The organism is Hymenobacter ruricola (assembly GCF_015694525.1).
GTDB classification, from domain to species: domain Bacteria; phylum Bacteroidota; class Bacteroidia; order Cytophagales; family Hymenobacteraceae; genus Hymenobacter; species Hymenobacter ruricola.
Genome location: NZ_JADQDM010000019.1, coordinates 84,999 through 103,573, shown reverse-complemented (window position 1 = coordinate 103,573; position 18,575 = coordinate 84,999). Strand labels below are relative to the sequence as shown.

The window sequence follows — 18,575 nt, the reverse complement described above, 5'->3', positions numbered from 1 at the left end:
AACTTCGACTGCCCGCTCGACGAGGACGAGTACCGGGCGCGCACGGGCGAGGCGCTGGCCCAGGCCGACTGCGCCATTCACCTGCTGGGCAACGAGTTCGGCCGCCGCTTCGAGGAAGACGAGGACTGCTCCTTTCCCATGTTTGCCTACCGAGAGGCCCGGCGGCAGGCCGAGGCCCGGCCCGCGTTCCGGCAGTTTGTGTGGTACTGCCCCGATGAGGCGCTGGCCGTGAAGCCGGCCCAACAATCGTTCGTCGCCACCATCCGCAACGAGCTGAACGAGCGCTGCACTTTCACCAACGCGCCCAACGCCATGCAGCTGGTAGAGGACCTGCGCAGCACCCTCGGGCAGGTGCCCACCGTGGCCGCGGGCGTCGACAAAGAGACGGATATCTTCTTCGTGTACAACGCGCAGGACAGCGAGGAGGCCAACGCCATCACCGACCGGCTGAGCGAAGAATATCCGCTGGAAATCCTGACCATCGAGCCCGACAGCGAGGACGCCTACAAGGACCTGGCGGTGAGTGCCATCCCGAAAAGCCGGCTGGCGGTGGTGTACTTCAAGCACAGCGCCGACTGGGCCCTGCCCTTCGTCAAGCAGGTCTGGCGCCTGGTGGGCGGGGCCGGCTCCACCACCCCCATCCTGTTCGTGGGCGAGGACGACCCGGTGCAAAACAAAATGCACGGTTTCAAAGCCCCCAAGGTTATTTCGCGCATTCAGCCCCACCTGGGCGTGAGCGAGGAAGTCCGCCGCGTGTTCCAGCAACTCAATACGAACGCTTAGCATGGACGTCAACTACGCCGCTGCATCGTCTTTATTTGGGCTTGGCGAACCAATCTGCCCGTACACGGGGCTGCGCACGTTCACGGAGGAGGAGGCCATCTATTTCCGGGGGCGGGAGGGGCACGTGGGCAAGTGCCTGGCGTTGCTGGCGGCCGAGCGGTTCGTGATGATAACTGGGGCCTCGGGCGACGGCAAGTCGTCGCTGGTGTTCGCCGGGCTGCTGCCCGAGGTGCGCGCCGGCTTCGTGCGCGCCCGCCACGGCACCTGGGCCGTGGCCACCTTCCGCCCCGAGCGCAGCCCCCTGCACAACTTGGCCCGCGCCTTGGCCGAAGCCCTGGGCCTGCCCAGCAGCCGGTCCGTGGAAACGGAACTGGGGCAGGGGTTTTCGTCGCTGGTGCAGCTCTACCAAACGTCGGCCCTGAACCCGCCCGCGCCCGACCCGGCCCTGCCCGCGGCGGACCAGCGCCGGCAGCAGCGGCAGGCGGCGAACCTGCTGCTGGTGGTGGACCAGTTCGAGGAGTTCTTCACCAACCCGGAAAACTACGAGGGCGGCGCCCCGAACGCGGCGGCCCAAACCACGGTGAACCTGCTGCTGGAAACCGCCCGCCTGGCCCGCGAGCAGCAGCTGCCGATTTACGTGGTGTGCACCATGCGCTCGGACTTCGTGGGCCAGTGCGCCGAGTTCCGCGGCCTGATTGAGCAGGTCGGCGCCAGCCAGTACTTCGTGCCCCGCCTGCTGCGCCACGAGTTTGCCCAGGTTATCCGCGACCCGGCGCAGCTGAGCGGCAACCGCATCAGCGAGCGGCTGGTGCAGCGGCTGCTTTATGATGTTGGCCAGGGGCAGGACCAGTTGCCGGTGTTGCAGCACGCGCTGCGCCGCATCTGGCTGGCCGCCGACGAGGGCCGTGAGGAAATGGACCTGCGCCACTACGCCATGGTGGGCGGCCTGAGCGACGAGCTGCCCGAAGCCGACCGCCCCCGCTTTGAGGCCTGGAAAGCTGCGCTGCCCGCCCATCAGCAGAAATTCCTGCTGGCCAACCCCGGGCTGCGCAACGTGCTGGACGCCCACGCCAACCAGCTGTACTTTGAAGCTAATGAGCGGTATAATCAGGATTTTCAGCCGCCCTTGCCGCCGGGCACAGCCGAGCGGGTCATCGAGCAAACCTTCCGGGTGCTCACCCGCACCGACGGCCAGCGCGTGGTGCGCAACCGCGTCACGGGGGCCCAAATCACGGCCATTCTGGACGATGCGTCCTTGCCCTGGCCGGTGGTGTGCCGCATCCTGCGCCCGTTCCGCGCGGAAGGCACCACGTTTCTGTCGCCCTTCCTGAGCGAAGGCGAGGACGACCGCGCCGTGCTGCCGCCCGACGCCGTGCTCGACATCAGCCACGAAAGCCTGATTCGCAACTGGAACAAGCTAACCGAATGGGCCGCCAGCGAGGCCAAGGACGTGCAGATTGCCAACGACTTTACGAAGCAGGCCGGCCGCTGGCAGGAAAGCGGTGAAAACCCGGGCTTTCTGTTGCCCATTGGCTTGTATACGTTCTTTTCGGGCTGGCACGCCAACAAAAAAGGCGCCGACAAGTGGCTGGCTTATTACCAGCAAGCCAACCCGGATGCCTCGCTGAAGCAAGGGGCAGCGGGCGCGCCGGTGGGCGTGCTGACGCGCTATCTGGCCACCAGCCGCCGCCACCTGTGGTCCCAGCTGCTGGCGGCCCGCTATGGTGTGTGGCGGCTCACCGCCGCCATTCTGCTGCCGCTTGTGCTGCTGGGAGGCAGCATTTGGTGGTGGAAGCAACGCAAAATGCAAAGCGACTACGTGGCGGGTGCGCTAGTGGAGGGTGGCCGGGCAACGCTCTCAGACTATGCCCAGCAGATGAGGCACATGGCCGAGGAAAGAGACCGTGCCGACTCCCTCCTGAAGCGAGGCAACGGCCTGCTGGAAAGCGCCAAAACCCGAAAAGACTCCGCCAGTGCCACCCTGCTCGTGGACCAGGCAACCAAGGCATTGCAAAGCTCGGCCGCGGTGCTGCCAGCAAAAGACATTGCCCGGTTTATTCTGAATGCTGACCGGCTCCGAAGCGAGGTGTACCTCCCGCTGTTCAGCACGCGAAGGGCCGACGACTACTCCTTTGCCAACATGCTTTCCGTGCTGAAGGACGACACGCTGGCCTTGGATGCGGAACTCAGCATGTACGCCTTGGTCGACAACATGAAGTATGACCGGGTGGAAAAGGAGAATCCCCTTATTTCGCCGGTGCTGGACGACTTGCTGCTGCGGCTTGGCCAGGCCGGCGACATTGCCCGGCCGCCCGGCAACGCCAGCGCCGCACCTACCGAGCGGCAGCGGCGCCTGGCCGTGCTGACCGGGCGCACCGTCATGGCACTGTCCTACTACCTGGCCTGCGACACGCAATGCCAGGTCAGCATTCGCCCGGACTCGGCCGAGCACCGGGCCGTGCGGAAAAAGCTGGAGCGCAGCCGGGCGGCGCTGCTGCAGAAAATGCGCGGCTACGCCAAGTGGGAAATCGAAACCAGGACCGGCACGGCGCCCAGCCCGGTGGCGTTCGGCTTCTGCCTGCGCGTGCTGCTGGGCCAGGGCCACGACAGTGCCACTGAGCTTCAGTTTCTGAACGGGTTGAGCCCCCTCGACACGACCAGCGCCCGGCAATTCAACCGGTTCTTTCCGTCGGACCTTGGTTTGTATACCCAGATTTCTGAAAACCACACAAAATTTATTCCCTACGGCGGCGGCTACCTGACCGTGGCCATGGCCTTTGCGGCGCTCGGCAATCAAGCCAAAGTGCTGCAGTGCCTCGACACGTTGCGCGCGCAAGAAGGCGTGCCAGCAATTTACAGAGCCTATCCTTCGAGCGCTGACGAATACACTTTCCGCGACAGTGCAAAGACCAACAGCTGCCTGGCCCTGGTCCCGTACCTAATAAAGTATGAGCTGCTGGACGCCAACTCCACGCATGGGCTGCTGGCGAAGTGTGCGCAAGCCAGCGGGCTCGCCTTCAACGAGATGTATGCCGCCGCCGTGTACAGCTTGCTCAGCGTAAAGCCATTGCCCGCCGTATTTGACGCAGGCCAGGACGCGACCTCCCAGATATCGCCGAACTCTCGCATCTTCTTGTCGTGGGGAGGGCAGCCCGCGCGGATGGGGGGCGTCAGCCTGGAGCGGCTGAACGCAGACCGCGTCAGTTTCTCCCTCACGGAGCAGGCCCGCGATAAAGCCTGGGCGGCCTTGCAAGGGGCTAATGCCACAATTGCCAACGCGGAAACGATGTTTGCCGGGAGCACAAAGCCCGGCCGGCCCACGCCCGCTGCTACTGCAAATCAATATACCGTCGACTGCAATAAATTATTTCTGGATGCTTTTTGGGCAAAAACCTACGGCATCTACCTGAAAGAAATCAAGCAGATTCCTGCCGAATCGGAGCAATACTTTGCGCAGTTCACCCGCTCCCTGCAGGCCCTGCAGCAGCGCCTGCGCGGTGGCGCACCCGCCAATCAGGCTAGCCGCTTAAGTGGAAACACGAAGGCTTCGCAGCCACGCAACGCAGCCAAAAAGAGATTAGCCGAGCCTAGGATTGGCAGCAAGGTCGGCACTACCCAGCTAGGTGACGACGTGCAGAGCGCGACTACTTTCCTGCAGTCATCGTCTCGGCCCGAAGTGTGGGCGCTTGAAAACCTGGCGCTTGTAGCACACTACACCTGTTCGTTCGATGCTTTTTTTCAATACGAGCTCGAATACCAGGCAAAGCAGGAAAACCCGGATTGGCAGGCGGTGAAACTGCTGGATAGCACGGCCTTTGCGGAAGCCCGAATGCCTTACCCGAATTTGGTTTTGATAAGGGCCATTGCAAAAACGCACGTACGCGGAAATGCTTTTCGCGAGCAGCGCAATTTGTTGCTGCTTACAATAGAGGAAGCAATTCGGCAGAAGCGGGAATCAAGGGGCAGCGACTCGGCAAAAAGCGTTGCCAATAAGCTGCTGAACCTGAATCGGCAGTTGCTAAAAATTGAGAGCAGTTCCGGTGGCTTTTATGGCGCTCATTACCGCGTGGCAATGGACAACGCCTTGCACGAATATGCGCTTGAAGTTGCGCGTGGTGGAAATATTGTCGCCGCTTTCGCCATGGCCGATTCCATTATAGCTACCACGTCCTATACGCTGCCGCAAATGAATTATGAGCATAAAATTAAGATAAGTGAGCAGGCTATGTTAACCAATAGTCAGTACGCGCATCCGGTGTTGGATAATTTTCTGGCTGAGTATCTTTCAAAAACAAATGCCGGGGTAGTGACATCGGAAGCCGAGGAAGACGGGGTTATTTTTCCTTCGGCCAGCATTCTGGCAGTCTGTTTCTGGCGCCCGTTCGTCGATAAAAGCCAGCTGGATACCATTCCACTCGTTGCCCACTCTTTGACTTACCGGCTGAATAAGGTGCCCTTAACCATTGGCCTGAATGCTCCATTCAAGGCAGATGGCTTGGCTGATGACGTGTACAAAGCCAACGAGGAAATAACTAATTCGCCTTTTGCATTAGGGTTTACCCGGTTTATGTTTATTAATCAAGCCTTGCTCGGTTATGCTCATTTAGTGACCAAAGCACCGGGCAATGGTTGGTACGAATACGACGAAGAAGGACTGACTTTGCCAGCTGATTATTTCAGCTTTGGCGATTGAGGTAGTGCAATTAATATTTTATGATTAATGCACTTGCAGTTCATCATATTTAAATGAAGCCTCAATTAAAGCACTGCTTTGCCTTAAAAAAGTGTGATAATATTCAGATAGTTTCACTTTTTAATTCTTAATTAATTTCATGGCCATTCAAGACAAAAACGCGAAACCCGGCCCCCGCAAGCTCCTGGCCCTCGACGGCGGCGGCATCCGGGGCACCATCACCCTGGAAATACTGGCCGAGCTGGAGCGCCAGTTGCAGGAGCGCCTCGGGGCCGGGCCGGAATTTGTGCTCGCCGATTACTTCGACTATGTGGCCGGTACCAGCACCGGGGCCATCATCGCCACCTGCCTGAGCCTGGGCATGCGCGTGGCCGACATCCGCAAGTTCTACCTGGACAGCGGCCCGGCCATGTTCGACAAGGCCAGCCTGCTGAAGCGCTTCCGCACCAAGTACAACGACGAGCAGCTGGCCGAAAAGCTCAGGGAAGTCATCCGGCAGCGCAGCGGCGAAGACGAGGCCAAGCTGGGCAGCCAGGCCCTGCGCACCTACCTGCTGCTGATTCTGCGCAACGCCACCACCGACTCGGCCTGGCCGCTGAGCAACAACCCGGCGGCGAAGTACAACGACATCACCCAAACCAACTGCAACCTGCACGTGCCGCTCTGGCAGCTGGTGCGGGCCAGCACGGCCGCGCCCACCTACTTTCCGCCCGAAGTGGTGACGGTGGGCGAGGAGGAGTTTGTGTTTGTGGACGGGGGCGTGACGATGTACAACAACCCCGCGTTTCAGCTTTTCCTCATGGCCACGCTCAAGCCCTACAAGCTGGAGTGGCCCACCGGCGAAGACCAGATGCTGCTGGTGTCCATCGGCACGGGGGCCGCGGCCAACGCCAACGCCGAGCTGAGCCCCAACGAGATGAACCTGCTCTACAACGCCAGTTCCATCCCCTCGGCCCTGATGTACGCCGCTTCCAACGAGCAGGACATGCTCTGCCGCGTGTTTGGCCGCTGCCTGCACGGCGGCGAGCTCGACAGCGAGGTGATGGACCTGAAGGGCGACATCGGGCCGGGCTCGCTGCCCGGCAAGCACTTCACCTACCTGCGCTACAACGCCGACCTCTCGCGCGCCGGCCTCAACAAGCTGCTCTTGCCTCACATCAAGCCCGAAAACGTGCAACAGATGGATTCCGTCGAGTACATCGCCCAACTGCAGGAGGTGGGCCGGGCCGTGGCCAAGGAAGTCGATTTAACTCACTTCAAAGCGTTTCTGCCGGCGTAACGCCCCGGTTTATTTCCATTCATCATAACCGTTTCTGCCTGCAACAATATGGAACCAACCCCTACCGCTACCACCCCCACCCAACGCACGTGCTTCGTGGTGATGGGCTTCGGCAAAAAAATCGACTTCGAAACCGGGCGCACCCTGGACTTGGACATGTCGTACCAAAACATGATAAAGCCGGCCGTGGAAGCCGCCGGCCTGCGCTGCATCCGCGCCGATGAAATCGTGCATTCGGGCATGATTGACGTGCCCATGTACCAGTGGCTGCTGAACGCCGACGTGGTGGTGGCCGACCTGTCCACGTCCAACAAAAATGCCTTCTACGAGCTGGGCGTGCGCCACGCTCTGCGTCCGTCCACCACCATCATCGTGGCCGAAGACGGCATCAAAACCTTTCCCTTCGACGTGAACCACGTGGCCGTGCGCCAGTACCACCACCTGGGCGAAGACATTGGCAGCAGCGAAGCCCGGCGCTTCCAAAAGCTGCTGACCGATGCCATTCAGCAGATTCTGGCCAAAACCCCGACCGACCAGGACAGCCCCGTCTACACGTTTCTGCAAGGCCTGACGCCGCCCGCCCTCAAGGAGCTGCAGGCCGCCGTGCAGAGCGCCACCCCCGTGGCCGAAGACGCCCTGCCCGCCACCGCCGCCCCCGACGCCACCGCCGCCACCCACAGCATGCTGATGGCCCAGGTAGACGATGCCCAAAAGCAGGGCAACTGGCTGCAAGTAAAAACCCTGCTCGAAGTCATTCGCAGCATGCAGGCCCAGGGGCGGCAAAAGATGAAGCAAGCCGATGCCGAAGTGCTGGCCCCGGACGCGCCCGAAGACCCCTACCTGTTGCAGCGCCTGGCGCTGGCCACCTACAAAAGCAAGCTGCCCACCGAAGAAGCCGCCCTGCTGGCCGCCCGCGACGTGCTGAAGCCCCTGGACCCCGCCACCACCCACAACACCGAAACCCTGGGCATGTGGGGCAGCGTCCACAAGCGGCTGTGGGAGCTGGCCAAAGCCACAGGCGGGGCTGCGGCGCCCCAGTTTCTGGACGAGGCCATTCGGGCGTACGAGCGCGGCTATTACCTGCGCAACGACTACTACAACGGCATCAACTTCGCTTTTCTGCTGAACGCCCGCGCCGCCGAAGCCGCCAGTCCCGCCGAGGCCATTGCCGACTACGTGCTGGCCCAGCGCGTGCGCAAGGAAGTCATCGCCATCTGCGAGCAGTGGCTGACGAGGCATCCGGCCGACACTCCTGACGAAGCCGGACAACCAGCGGACGACCAGTACAAAGGCGCGGCCAAGCGCTACTGGGTGCTGGCCACCCGGGGCGAGGCCTACGCGGGCCTGGGCCAGGAAGAACAGGCCAATGCCATCTTGCAGGAAGCCTACGGCCTGGCCCCGGACGGCTGGATGAAGACCTCCACCGAAGAGCAGCTGGCCAAGCTGCGGGCCGTGCTGGCCACCAACCCCTTGCGGTTCATTGCCGCGCCGGCTACCGGGCAGCCGGCATAAATCCTCAGCCCAAAACCTAAAAAGCCGCCTGGACAAGCGTTCAGGCGGCTTTTTAGGTTTTGGGCGTCTCGGCGGCTAGCGGGCGGCGCAGGCCGTGGAGGCCCGCGCAATCAGCTCCGACTTCAATTCCAGGCTTTGGGCCGGCAGTACGGGTTTGTGCTTGGTGATGGCCTGGAACAGGATGCGGGCCGCCTCTTTGCCAATGGCGTAGGCCGGCTGGGTGATGGTGGTGAGGGCGGGGGCCAGCAGCGTCGCGGTTTCCATGTTGGAAAAGCCGATGATTTTGATGGCGTCCGGAATGGCGATGCCCAGCTGCTGGCAGGCCTGGTAGCTGCTCAGGGCCAGGCGCTCGACGGAGGCGAAGATGCCGTCAATGTCGGGCCGCTGCGTGAGCAGGCGCGCGATGCGGCGCAGGTTTTCGTCGTTGGAGGCCGTGCCGGTCAGCACCAGGTCGGCATCGAACGGCACGTGGTGCGCGGCCAGAGCGGCGCGGTAGCCCTGCAGGCGCCGGCTGCTGATGGACAGGCTTTCCGACACCAGCAGGTGGGCCACTTTGCGGCAGCCGGCCCGCAGCAGGTGCTCGGTGGCTTGGTAGCCGCTGGCGTAGTCGTCGGTGGTGACGGTGGCCGTGCGTAGCGTCTCGTTCACGCGGTCGAACTGCACGATGGGCACGCCCAGCAGCTTGAGCTTTTCGAGGTGGCCGATGCCGCGCGTGCCGCTGGCCAGGGCCAGCAAGATGCCATCGACGCGGCCGCTGGTGAGGTATTTGGACACGGCTTTTTCCTGCTCGCCGCTGTCGTGGGTGAGGTAGATGAGGACGTGGTAGCCATTCTGCTGCGCCACTTCCTCGATGCCGTTGATGGCCAGGGAAAAGAAGTGGTTGTCGAGCTGCGGCAGAATCACGCCAATGGTTTTGGTCACGTTGTTGCGCAGGCAGCTGGCGTAGGGGTTGGGCTGGTAGTTGAGTTGCCGGGCCACCGATTTCACCCGTTCGCGGGTGGCGGTGCTGATTTCGTAGCTGTCGCGCATGGCCCGCGACACCGTGGACGAGGCCAGGCCAAGCTCGCCGGCCAGCTGCTTTAGGTTGACAAAACTCATGAGGCTGGGTGGGAAAAGGAAGAAGAAAATCAGGCGCCGAAACCGCCCGGCGCAGTTTGCCCAAGGCCATTGATGTGGCAGGCAACTCACACAAAAATCTTTCTTCTATTTCCCAGCCCATTGCTCAATTATCTCATCGTTGGTTCATTCTGTATATTTTATTCAGTTGTCTTTAAATCAATGTGTTGTAAACAAGAAAACCGCGCCTTTTGCAAGACGCGGTTTTACTTTTAGGACAGGGCTTTCGATATTATTTCACAGCGCCGGCGACACGTGCAGCGCCCGAAACTCCGAAGGCGAAAGCTGGTAGCGCGCCCGGAAGCTGGTGGAGAAATAAGAAGGGGAGGAGAAGCCCAGCTCGTAGGCCACGTCGGCAATGGTGCGCTGCTCGTCCAGCAACAGCTCGCGGGCCTTGGTCAGGCGCAGGCTCTGGATGAAATCGGTGACGCCCGTGCCCAGCACGGCCTTCACCTTGCGGTAGAGCTGCATGCGCGAAATGCCCAGGTGCCGGGCAATTTCCTCCACGCTCAGGTCGGTTTTGGTGAGGTTGGCCTCGATGATGGCGGTAAGGTCGTGCAGGAATTTCTGGTCCGGGTTGGCCGGCGCCACCGTGGCGGTGTCCAGGCTCAGCTCGCGGCGGAAGTGGGCGCGCTGGCGGGCGCGGTTGGCCAGCAGCGTGCGCACGCTTTCGAGCAGGAAGGCGGGGTTGAAGGGCTTGGTGAGGTACAAGTCGGCGCCGGCCTGCACGCCTTCGAGCTGCTGCTCGGGCGCCTGCCGGGCCGTGAGCAGGATGAGCGGAATGTGCGAGGTGCGCCAGTCGGCCCGCAACTGGGCCACCACTTCCAGCCCGCTCAGGCCCGGCATCATCACGTCGCACACTATCAAGTCCGGAATAAGCTCGGTGGCCAGGCGCAGGCCCTGGTGGCCGTCGGTGGCGCTTTGCACCCGGAAATCGTGGCGCAGCTTGCGGGCCACGAACTCGTTCACCTCGGCGTTGTCCTCAATCACGAGCACCAGCGTGTCGCCGCCCGTTTCCGGCGCGGCCAGGGATACTTCGGCTCCGAAATCGCCCGGCACCGGCTCTGGCTCGTCCAGCGAAATGGCCGGCGTGCTGCTGGCGCCACTGGCGCGCAATTCTGCCGGCAGCTCGCGCGGTACTTCCACGGTGAAGGTGCTGCCCTGGCCCAACTGGCTGCTGAACGTGAGCTGCCCCTGGTGCAGCCGCACCAACCCGTGCGCCAGCGCCAGGCCCATGCCCGAGCCCTTGGCCACCGCGCCCTCGGCGCCCGGCTCGCCCTGGTAAAACCACTCAAAAATGTGCGCCCGGTCCTGGGCGCTGATGCCGCGGCCGGTATCTGCCACGCTCACGCGCCAGGTGCGGCCGTCGCTGCCGGCTTGCAGGCTGATGGTAATTTGTCCCTGTTCGGGCGTGAACTTCAAGGCGTTGGACAACAGGTTGAGGAATACCTTGTCCAGCAAGTTCGCGTCGAACCACGCCCGCAGCTCCGGCTCGGCGCTCAGGAAGTGCAGCCGCACCCCGCGCAGGCGGGCGGGCTTCTCGAAGGCGTCTACTATCTCCTGCACGAAGGCCACCAGGTCGCTTTCGGTGGCGCGCACGGTCATTTTGCCCACCTCAATCTTGCGAAAATCCAGCAGTTGGTTCACCAGCTGCAGCAGCCGCTGGGTGTTGCGGCGCACCAAGCTCAGGTCCTGGCGCTGGGCGTTGGAAAGGTCGTCGCTGCTGGTTAGTAGCTCTTCCACCGGCCCCATTATCAGCGTGAGGGGCGTGCGCAGCTCGTGCGAAAAGTTGGTGAAAAAGCGCAGCTTGGCCTCGGTATCGGCGCGGGCCTGTTCGGCCAGAGCCTGAATTTGGTTGCGCTGCGAGCTGATTTCCTCGTTCTGAATGGTCAGCTGCCGGTTAATGCGGTCGTTTTCGGCGTTGCGTAGCGCCAGCTGCCGGGCCGAGCGCCAGGCCAGCGCCCCCAGCGCCAGCGCCCCCAGCAGCGTGGCCAGCAGGCCGTAAAGAATGGTTTGCTGGCTGGCGTAGGTGGCCTGCAGCGTTTGCAGCAGGCCGTGCTGCAGCTCGATGTCCTTCTGCTGGGTGAGAATTTTCTCGCGCTGCTGCATCATCATCAGCACGTTGGTCGAGTCGATGACGACCGTGCTGAGCTTGTTCTCGCGCGGAAACGACTGATGATTGAGGATTTTGAGCGCCATCCGAATGGCGTCTTCGCCGGCCGGCGAGTACAGCAGCGAGGCCTTCAGCACGCCGCGCTCCACCAAATCCAGCGCCAGGCCATCGACGCCGATGAGGCGCACCTTCTTGGAAAGGCCCAGCTCGTTGAGCACTTCGGCGGCGCTGCGGGCCATGTTGTCGTTGTGGGCAAACACGAGCGATACCTCTGGGTGCGCCTGCAGTGCGGTTTTCAGCGCCGGCTTCATCGTGGTGATGTTCCAGTTGCCAATCACCTCGGCCACCACGTGCAAGCCCGGAAACGCCGCCAAGGCCCGCCGAAAGCCCCGGTGCCGTCCCGCCGTGGCCGACGACTTCAGCGCGCCCTGGATTTCGAGGACGTTGCCGCGCTCGTGCAGCAGGCTGGCGGCGTAGCGGGCCGCCGTTTCGCCCACGGCTTCGTTGTCGCCGCCCACGTAGGCCGTGTATTGCTGCGAAGTGATGCGCCGGTCGAGCAGCAGCACCGGCACGCCGCTCCGGAACGCCTCCTCCACGGCCGGGGTCACGGGCACGGCCTCGTAGGGCGACACGATGAGCAGGTCGATGCCGCCGCGCAGCAGCTCCCGGATTTGCTGGCTCTGGCGCTGGCTGTTGTCCTTGGCGTCCAGCATGCGCAGCTCCACTTCGGGGTGGAAGCTGAGCTCGCGCTTCATGCCGTCGAGCACGGCCTGGCGCCAGATGCCCTGCGTGCTGCACTGCGAAAAGCCGATGCGGTACGGGCGCGGCTTTTCGGGCCCGGCGCAGCCGCTCAGCAGCACCACCAGGGTTGCCAGTAAGTAAGGGAAAAGCCGTCTGGTCACGAGTAAGGTTCGGAATAATGCCATGCTGGAATGGCGGCCCATTCTCCCAAATATACACCTGGCGTAGCTGCCTGCCGGTATTGGGCCGGCAGGAGCAAGCAATGAGGCCGGCCCGGAGGAAAACAGCAGCCGGCAAAGCCCGGCAAATGAATTTCCCTTGAAACCAGCGACGCCCAGGTTTGCGACGGATATTCAGTCTGTCCAAACATAAAATACTAATAAATAATAGGTTATGAGCAATAATTACGTAAACGATTCCGTAGAAAAACGTTTTTTTGGTTCCAACTGCGGGTGGTGGCCCTCTTAATTTACTAAACCAACTGAGCACTCACTCACCCAATCCATCCCACCAATTATGCAAAAACTTCGTCTCCTTATTGGGCTGCTCGCGTTCCTGGGAACGTTTGTGGCCCAGGCCCAAACCCGGCAAGTGTCCGGGCGGGTGCTGAACGCGGCCGACCGGACGCCCCTGCCCGGCGTGTCGGTGCTGCTGAAGGGCACCACCACCGGCGCCAGCACCAACGCCGAGGGCGCCTTCGAACTCAGCGTGCCCGCCGCCGACGGCGCCACGCTGGTGTTTTCCTTCGTCGGGTTCGAGTCGGTGGAAATGCCGGTGCGCGGCGAATCTACCTTCAACGTCCAGCTCAAAGAGCAGGCCCAGGGCCTGAACGAGGTGGTGGTGGTGGGCTACGGCACCCAGCGCAAGCGCGACATCACCGGTTCGGTGGCCTCCATTTCGGCCGAGGAAGTGGCCGAAACGCCCATTGCCCGCGCCGACCAGATTCTGCAGGGCCGCGTGAGTGGCGTGCAGGTGACGCAAACCAACTCCGAGCCGGGCGGTAACGTGTCCATCCGCATCCGGGGCACCAACTCCATCAACACCGGCAACGAGCCGCTGTTCGTGGTCGACGGCTTTCCCGGCGCCGGCGACTTGAACTCCATCAACCCCAGCGACATCGAGAGCGTGGAGGTGCTGAAAGACGCCTCGGCCACCGCCATCTACGGCTCGCGCGGGGCCAACGGCGTGGTGCTCATCACCACCAAAAAAGGCAAAGTCGGCAAGGGCACCATCAACCTGGAAGCCTACACCGGCGTGCAAATTGTGCGGCACAAGTACGAGCTAATGAACGCCAAAGAATTTGCCCAGTACCTGAACGAGGTGAACCCCGGCACCGGCACGGGCGCCATCCCGCAGCCCTACCGGCAGGGGCAGATTGACTCCTTGGGCGAAGGCACCGACTGGCAGGACGCCATCCTGCGCCCGGCGCGCATGAGCAACTACCAGCTGGGCTTCAACGGCGGCACCGAAGAAACGCGCTACAACCTCAGCTTCAACTACTTTGACCAGGAAGGCATTGTGCTGAACTCGGGCTTCCAGCGGGCCACGGTGCGGTTGAATTTGAACCGCAAAATCAGCCGCAAGCTCAGCTTCGACTTTTCGAGCCAGTTGGCCGGCACGTTTGAGAAGCGGGCCTTTGCCAACTCCTCGGGCGGCAGCAACGGCGGCGTCATTCTCGATGCCCTGCGCATCAGCCCCATCGTGCCGGTGCGCGACGCGGCCGGCAACTACACCTACTCCAACGGCCCGCTGCCTTACGTGGAGGACGTGGGCAACCCGGTGGCCTACGCCGAAAAGGCCAAGGACTACCGCACCATTGCCCGCGGCCTGTTCAACGTGGCCGGCAACTACGAAATCATCCCCGGCCTGACCTTGCGCATCACCGGCGGCCTGGACTACAACAACAACCAGCAGGACGTGTACCGGCCCTCCGACATCTTCTTGGGCCGCCTCACCAACGGCTCGGCCAACCGCGTGCAAACCAACCGCTACAGCTGGCTGAACGAAAACACGCTGACCTACGACAAGAAGCTGAACGAGAACAACTTCCTGAACGTGGTGGTGGGCGTGACCGAGCAGCAATTCTACGGCAACGACTTCAGCGCCACGGCCAACGGCTTCTTTACCAACACGCTGGGCTCCGACAACCTGGCGCTGGGCTCCAGCATTCAGACGCCGAACTCGGGCCGGTTCACCAACTCGCTGGCCTCGTACTTCGGGCGCGTCAACTACCGCTTGTTCGAGCGCTACCTGTTCACGGCCACGCTGCGGGCCGACGGGTCGTCGCGCTTCGGCAAAAACAACAAGTGGGGCTACTTCCCCTCGGCGGCCTTCGCTTACCGGCTGATTGACGAGAAGTTCATGTCGGATTTCACCTTTCTCAGCGACCTGAAGCTGCGCGTGGGCTTCGGCGTGACGGGCAACCAGGAAATCAACAACTACCAGTCGCTGGCCCGCTACGACGTGGGTTCTTACGCCTCGGGCAGCACCCGCCTGGTAGGCCTGGTGCCGGCCAACATCCTGAACCCGGACCTGCGCTGGGAGTCGACGGCGGCCACCAACGTGGGCATCGACGCGGCCTTTCTGCAAAACCGCATCACCTTCACGGCCGACGCTTACTACAAGAAAACCACCGACCTGCTGCTGCGCGTGGCCACGCCCCGCAGCACCGGCTACGGCGACATCCTGCTGAACGCTGGCAGCGTGGAAAACAAGGGCCTGGAGTTTGCCCTGAACACCACCAACTTCGACACCAAGGCTTTCGGCTGGAAAACCAACTTCAACGTCTCGCTCAACCGCAACAAGGTGCTCGACCTGTACAGCGTGGACGAGCTGCCGGTGGGGGCCTCCAGCTCCAGCCTGTTTGTGGGCGCGGGCCTGGGCCAAACCAGCATCCTGCGCAAAGGCGAGCCCATCGGCTCGTTCTACGGCTACCAGTTCGACGGCATCTGGCAGACGACCGACGAAATTGTGGCCAGCGGCACCAAAACCGCCGTGCGCCCCGGCGACCCGCGCTACGTGGACCAGAACGGCGACGGCGCCATCACGGCCGCCGACCGCGTCATCATCGGCCGGGCCCAGCCCAAGTTCATCTACGGCATCACCAACGGCTTCACGGCCGGCGGCTTTAGCCTGAGCGTGTTCATTCAGGGCGTGCAGGGCCAGGACGTGCTGAACCTGAACCGCTACGAGTTGGAGTCGGGCATCACGACCACCAACAAGCTCAAAACCGTGGTGAACCGCTGGACGCCCACCAACACCGACACCAATATTCCGCGCGCCGGCAGCACCATTCGCCGCAGCACCGGCATCGTGAGCGACGTGGTGGAAGACGGCAGCTTCGTGCGCCTCAAAACCGTGACGCTGGGCTACACGCTGCCCAAGTTCGGCAAGGTGCTGAAATCGGCCAGCGTGTACGTTACCGCTCAGAACCTCGTGACCATCACCAAATACACCGGCTTCGACCCCGAAGTGAACTCCTTCGGCCGCGACAACCTCAGCCTCAACACCGACTACAACGCCTACCCCAGCACCCGCACCTTCATCGCCGGGCTGAAGATTGGTTTTTAACTCAGACCCAGAATAAAAAGAACGTCATGTCGAGCTTGTCGAGACATCTCGCGTGCCAGAGTAATCCAATTGATTGAGTCACTACTCCACGCGAGATGTCTCGACCAGTTCGACATGACGGTTCCTAAATCTCATCGACCCACCCCATGAAAAATAAAATCCTTCTGCTGAGCTTGCTAACCCTGGGCCTGACGCTGGGCTCCTGCGAGAAATTCCTGGAAGAGAAGCCGTACGACTTCCTCGCGGCCGAAAACTTTTACCAGAACGAGGGCGACGCCATCGCCGGCCTCAACGGCGTGTTCAACGCCCTGCTGCCCCAGACCTACTACGGCCGCACCGGCTGGCAAATCACGGAGTTGCCCGCCGAGCTCATCCGCGTGGGCTCCAGCACCGACGAGCGGGCCCAGCTTTCGCGCTTCACCTTCACGCCGACGAACACCGAAATCAACAGCTGGTGGACTAATTCCTACCGGATGATAAACCGGGCCAACGACGTGATTGAGAAAGTGCCCGCCATCACGATGGACGAGGTGCGCAAGAACAACATCGTCGGCAACGCCCGCTTCCTGCGCGCCCTGGGCTACTTCGACCTAGTGCGCTGCTTCGGCGACGTGCCCCTGGTGACGGCCACCGTGAAAGGGCCCAACGACGAGCTGCGCCCGTCGCGCACGCCCCTGGCGCAGGTCTACGACCAAATTATCAAGGACCTGCAGTTTGCCGAAGCCAACTGCTACCCGGAGAACAAAATCGCAACCGGCGAAAAAGGCCGCGTGTCGAGCGGCGCCGCCACGGCGGTGCTGGCCAAGGTGTACCTAACCCGCGCCAACAGCACGGCCGCGCAGCCCACCGACAACCAGAAGGCCCTGGACGCCTGCAACACCGTCATCAACTCGAACCAGTACAGCCTCTTGCCGGTGTACGGCGACGTGTTTAACCCCGACAAGGAAAACGGGCCGGAGCACATCTTCAGCATTCAGTTTGACCTGCCGCCGAACACGGGCAGCATCATCGTGCGGCAGTTTTTGCCCTCGCAATTGAACGGCCTGGGCACCTTCACGGTGGAAGACAGCCTCGTGCGCGCCTACCGCACCAACGACGTGCGCCGGGCCTGGAACATCAGCAACCAGGCCGGCACCACCACGCTGGCCCGCTACTACTTCAACAAGTTTCGCGACGACAAGCGCATCGTGAATGACTCGCGCTGCAACTACCTCATCACGCGCTACGCCGACGTGCTGCTGATGCAATCCGAAGCCCGCAACAACCTGAATGCGAATGACCCGCTGAAATACGAGGGCTACAACAAGGTGCGCCAGCGCGCCGGCATCGCGCAGTGGCTGCCTATCACGCGCGTCACCACCAAAGACGCTTTCGTGGACATGCTGGTGCGCGAGCGCGGCTGGGAGCTGGTGCAGGAAGGTCACCGCTGGTTCGACCTCGTGCGCCTCGGCCGCCTGCAGGAGCGCGAGAAGGCCATTTTCAACCGCACCGTGGACAACAAGTACTTGCTGTTCCCCATTCCGCAGCCCGAAATGGTGCTCAACCCCAACCTGACGCAAAACCCCGGATACAACTAATGCGATTTCTCATTCTCCTGCTGGTGGGGTGGGTGATGAGCGCCCCGGCGCCGGCCGCTGCAACGGCCGCGCCGGTGGCATTCATCCTCCTCGACCCCGCCGCCCTGGCCGCCTACAAAGCCGCCGCCAAAGCCGGCCACCAGCCGGAAGCGGCCCAGGTGCAGCAAGTGCTCAAGGAAGCCAATGCCGCCCTTAAGCACGCGCCCTACACCATCGTCACCAAGCCGCAAACGCCCCCTAGCGGCGACAAGCACGACTACATTTCCCAGGCGCCCTACTGGTGGCCCGACCCCGCCAAGCCCGACGGCAAGCCTTACATCCAGAAGGATGGGCTGCGCAACCCGGAGTCGGCGGCGATGAAGGACAGCGACAACCTGAGCAAGCTCTGCGCCGACGTGAAGGAACTGGGCCTGGCTTACTACTTCACCGCGGATGAGAAATACGCCAAGCAGGCCGCCACGCTATTGCAAGTGTTTTTCCTGAACCCCGCCACCCGCATGAACCCCAACCTGAACTTCGGGCAGGGCATTCCGGGCATCAACACGGGGCGCAATTTCGGCATCATCGAAACCCGCAACCTGGTGGAAATACCGGAGGCGCTGGCGTTGATGAGCGGCAGCGCCAGCGTGGACGCTGGTTTGGTGGACGGACTGAAAACGTGGTTCAAGGCCTACAATACCTGGCTGACCACCAGCCCCATTGCCTTGCCCGAAGGGGAGGCCAAGAACAACCACGGCACTTTCTACGACACGCAGGTGGTGGATTTTGCCCTGTTCACCGGCGACCAGGCCCTGGCCAAAAGCACCCTGCAAAAGCAAACCTGGCCCCGCGTGCCCGTGCAATTTGCACCTGACGGCTCGCAGCCGCTGGAGCTGGCCCGCACCCGCCCCTGGAACTACACCAGCATGAACCTGCAAGGCTGGCAGCGCCTGGCCCTGCTGGCCCAGCGCGTGGGCCTCGACCTCTGGCACTACCGCACCCCCGACGGCCGCGGCCTGCGCCCCGCCGTGGAGTGGTTTCGGCCCTACCTGCTGAAGCAGAAGCAGATGGAAAAAGCTGACGCCGCCGGCACTTCCAACGCGCTAGCTCTGAATGTGTACGAGCAAGCCAGCCGGGCTTACCCGGACCTGAAGGCCGCCGAAGTATTCGCGCAAACCCCCGACTTCAACCCCGTGCCCTGGGCTTTCTGAT

The 18,575-nt window shown here is 62.4% G+C and carries 9 protein-coding genes; 7 read left to right on the top strand and 2 right to left on the bottom strand.

From position 1 onward, the window contains the following. From I2H31_RS22425 to I2H31_RS22410, 4 genes are all read left to right on the top strand, one after another. On the top strand, positions 1–783 hold a 783-nt coding region (locus I2H31_RS22425; RefSeq protein ID WP_196295294.1), incomplete at its 5' end, for a type 1 periplasmic-binding domain-containing protein. Position 784: 1 nt separating this feature from the next. After that, positions 785–5,476: an nSTAND1 domain-containing NTPase gene (locus I2H31_RS22420; protein WP_196295293.1), complete on the top strand. Its 4,692-nt coding sequence runs from the start codon at positions 785–787 to the stop codon at positions 5,474–5,476. Positions 5,477–5,615: 139 nt separating this feature from the next. Then, entirely contained in the window at positions 5,616–6,755 is a 1,140-nt protein-coding gene (locus I2H31_RS22415) for a patatin-like phospholipase family protein (protein ID WP_196295292.1), read from the top strand. A gap of 48 nt (positions 6,756–6,803) precedes the next feature. After that, a complete protein-coding gene (locus I2H31_RS22410) occupies positions 6,804–8,267 on the top strand; it encodes a TRAFs-binding domain-containing protein (protein WP_196295291.1) in 1,464 nt (487 codons plus the stop codon). Positions 8,268–8,342: 75 nt separating this feature from the next. Here the strand turns inward: I2H31_RS22410 and I2H31_RS22405 are convergent, their stop codons facing one another. Together I2H31_RS22405 and I2H31_RS22400 are read right to left on the bottom strand one after the other, a co-directional pair. Beyond that, positions 8,343–9,365: a LacI family DNA-binding transcriptional regulator gene (locus I2H31_RS22405; RefSeq protein WP_196295290.1), complete on the bottom strand. Its 1,023-nt coding sequence runs from the start codon at positions 9,363–9,365 to the stop codon at positions 8,343–8,345. A 255-nt stretch (positions 9,366–9,620) separates the two neighbouring features. Beyond that, the gene (locus I2H31_RS22400) at positions 9,621–12,398 is read right to left on the bottom strand and encodes a substrate-binding domain-containing protein (protein ID WP_196295289.1); all 2,778 of its coding nucleotides are present in this window, start codon (positions 12,396–12,398) and stop codon (positions 9,621–9,623) included. 355 nt (positions 12,399–12,753) lie between these two features. Here I2H31_RS22400 and I2H31_RS22395 point away from each other — a divergent pair, with 355 nt between their 5' ends. The 3 genes from I2H31_RS22395 (at position 12,754) to I2H31_RS22385 (ending at position 18,574) form a co-directional block, all read left to right on the top strand. Beyond that, positions 12,754–15,807 carry a SusC/RagA family TonB-linked outer membrane protein gene (locus tag I2H31_RS22395; protein WP_196295288.1) on the top strand — a complete coding sequence of 1,018 codons (3,054 nt, stop codon included), beginning with the start codon at positions 12,754–12,756 and terminating at the stop codon, positions 15,805–15,807. Between the two features lie 146 nt (positions 15,808–15,953). Continuing rightward, a complete protein-coding gene (locus I2H31_RS22390; RefSeq protein ID WP_196295287.1) occupies positions 15,954–17,384 on the top strand; it encodes a RagB/SusD family nutrient uptake outer membrane protein in 1,431 nt (476 codons plus the stop codon). Then, positions 17,384–18,574 carry an alginate lyase family protein gene (locus tag I2H31_RS22385; RefSeq protein WP_196295286.1) on the top strand — a complete coding sequence of 397 codons (1,191 nt, stop codon included), beginning with the start codon at positions 17,384–17,386 and terminating at the stop codon, positions 18,572–18,574. Before I2H31_RS22390 ends, I2H31_RS22385 begins: the two co-directional genes overlap by 1 nt. Position 18,575: the final 1 nt, after the last annotated feature.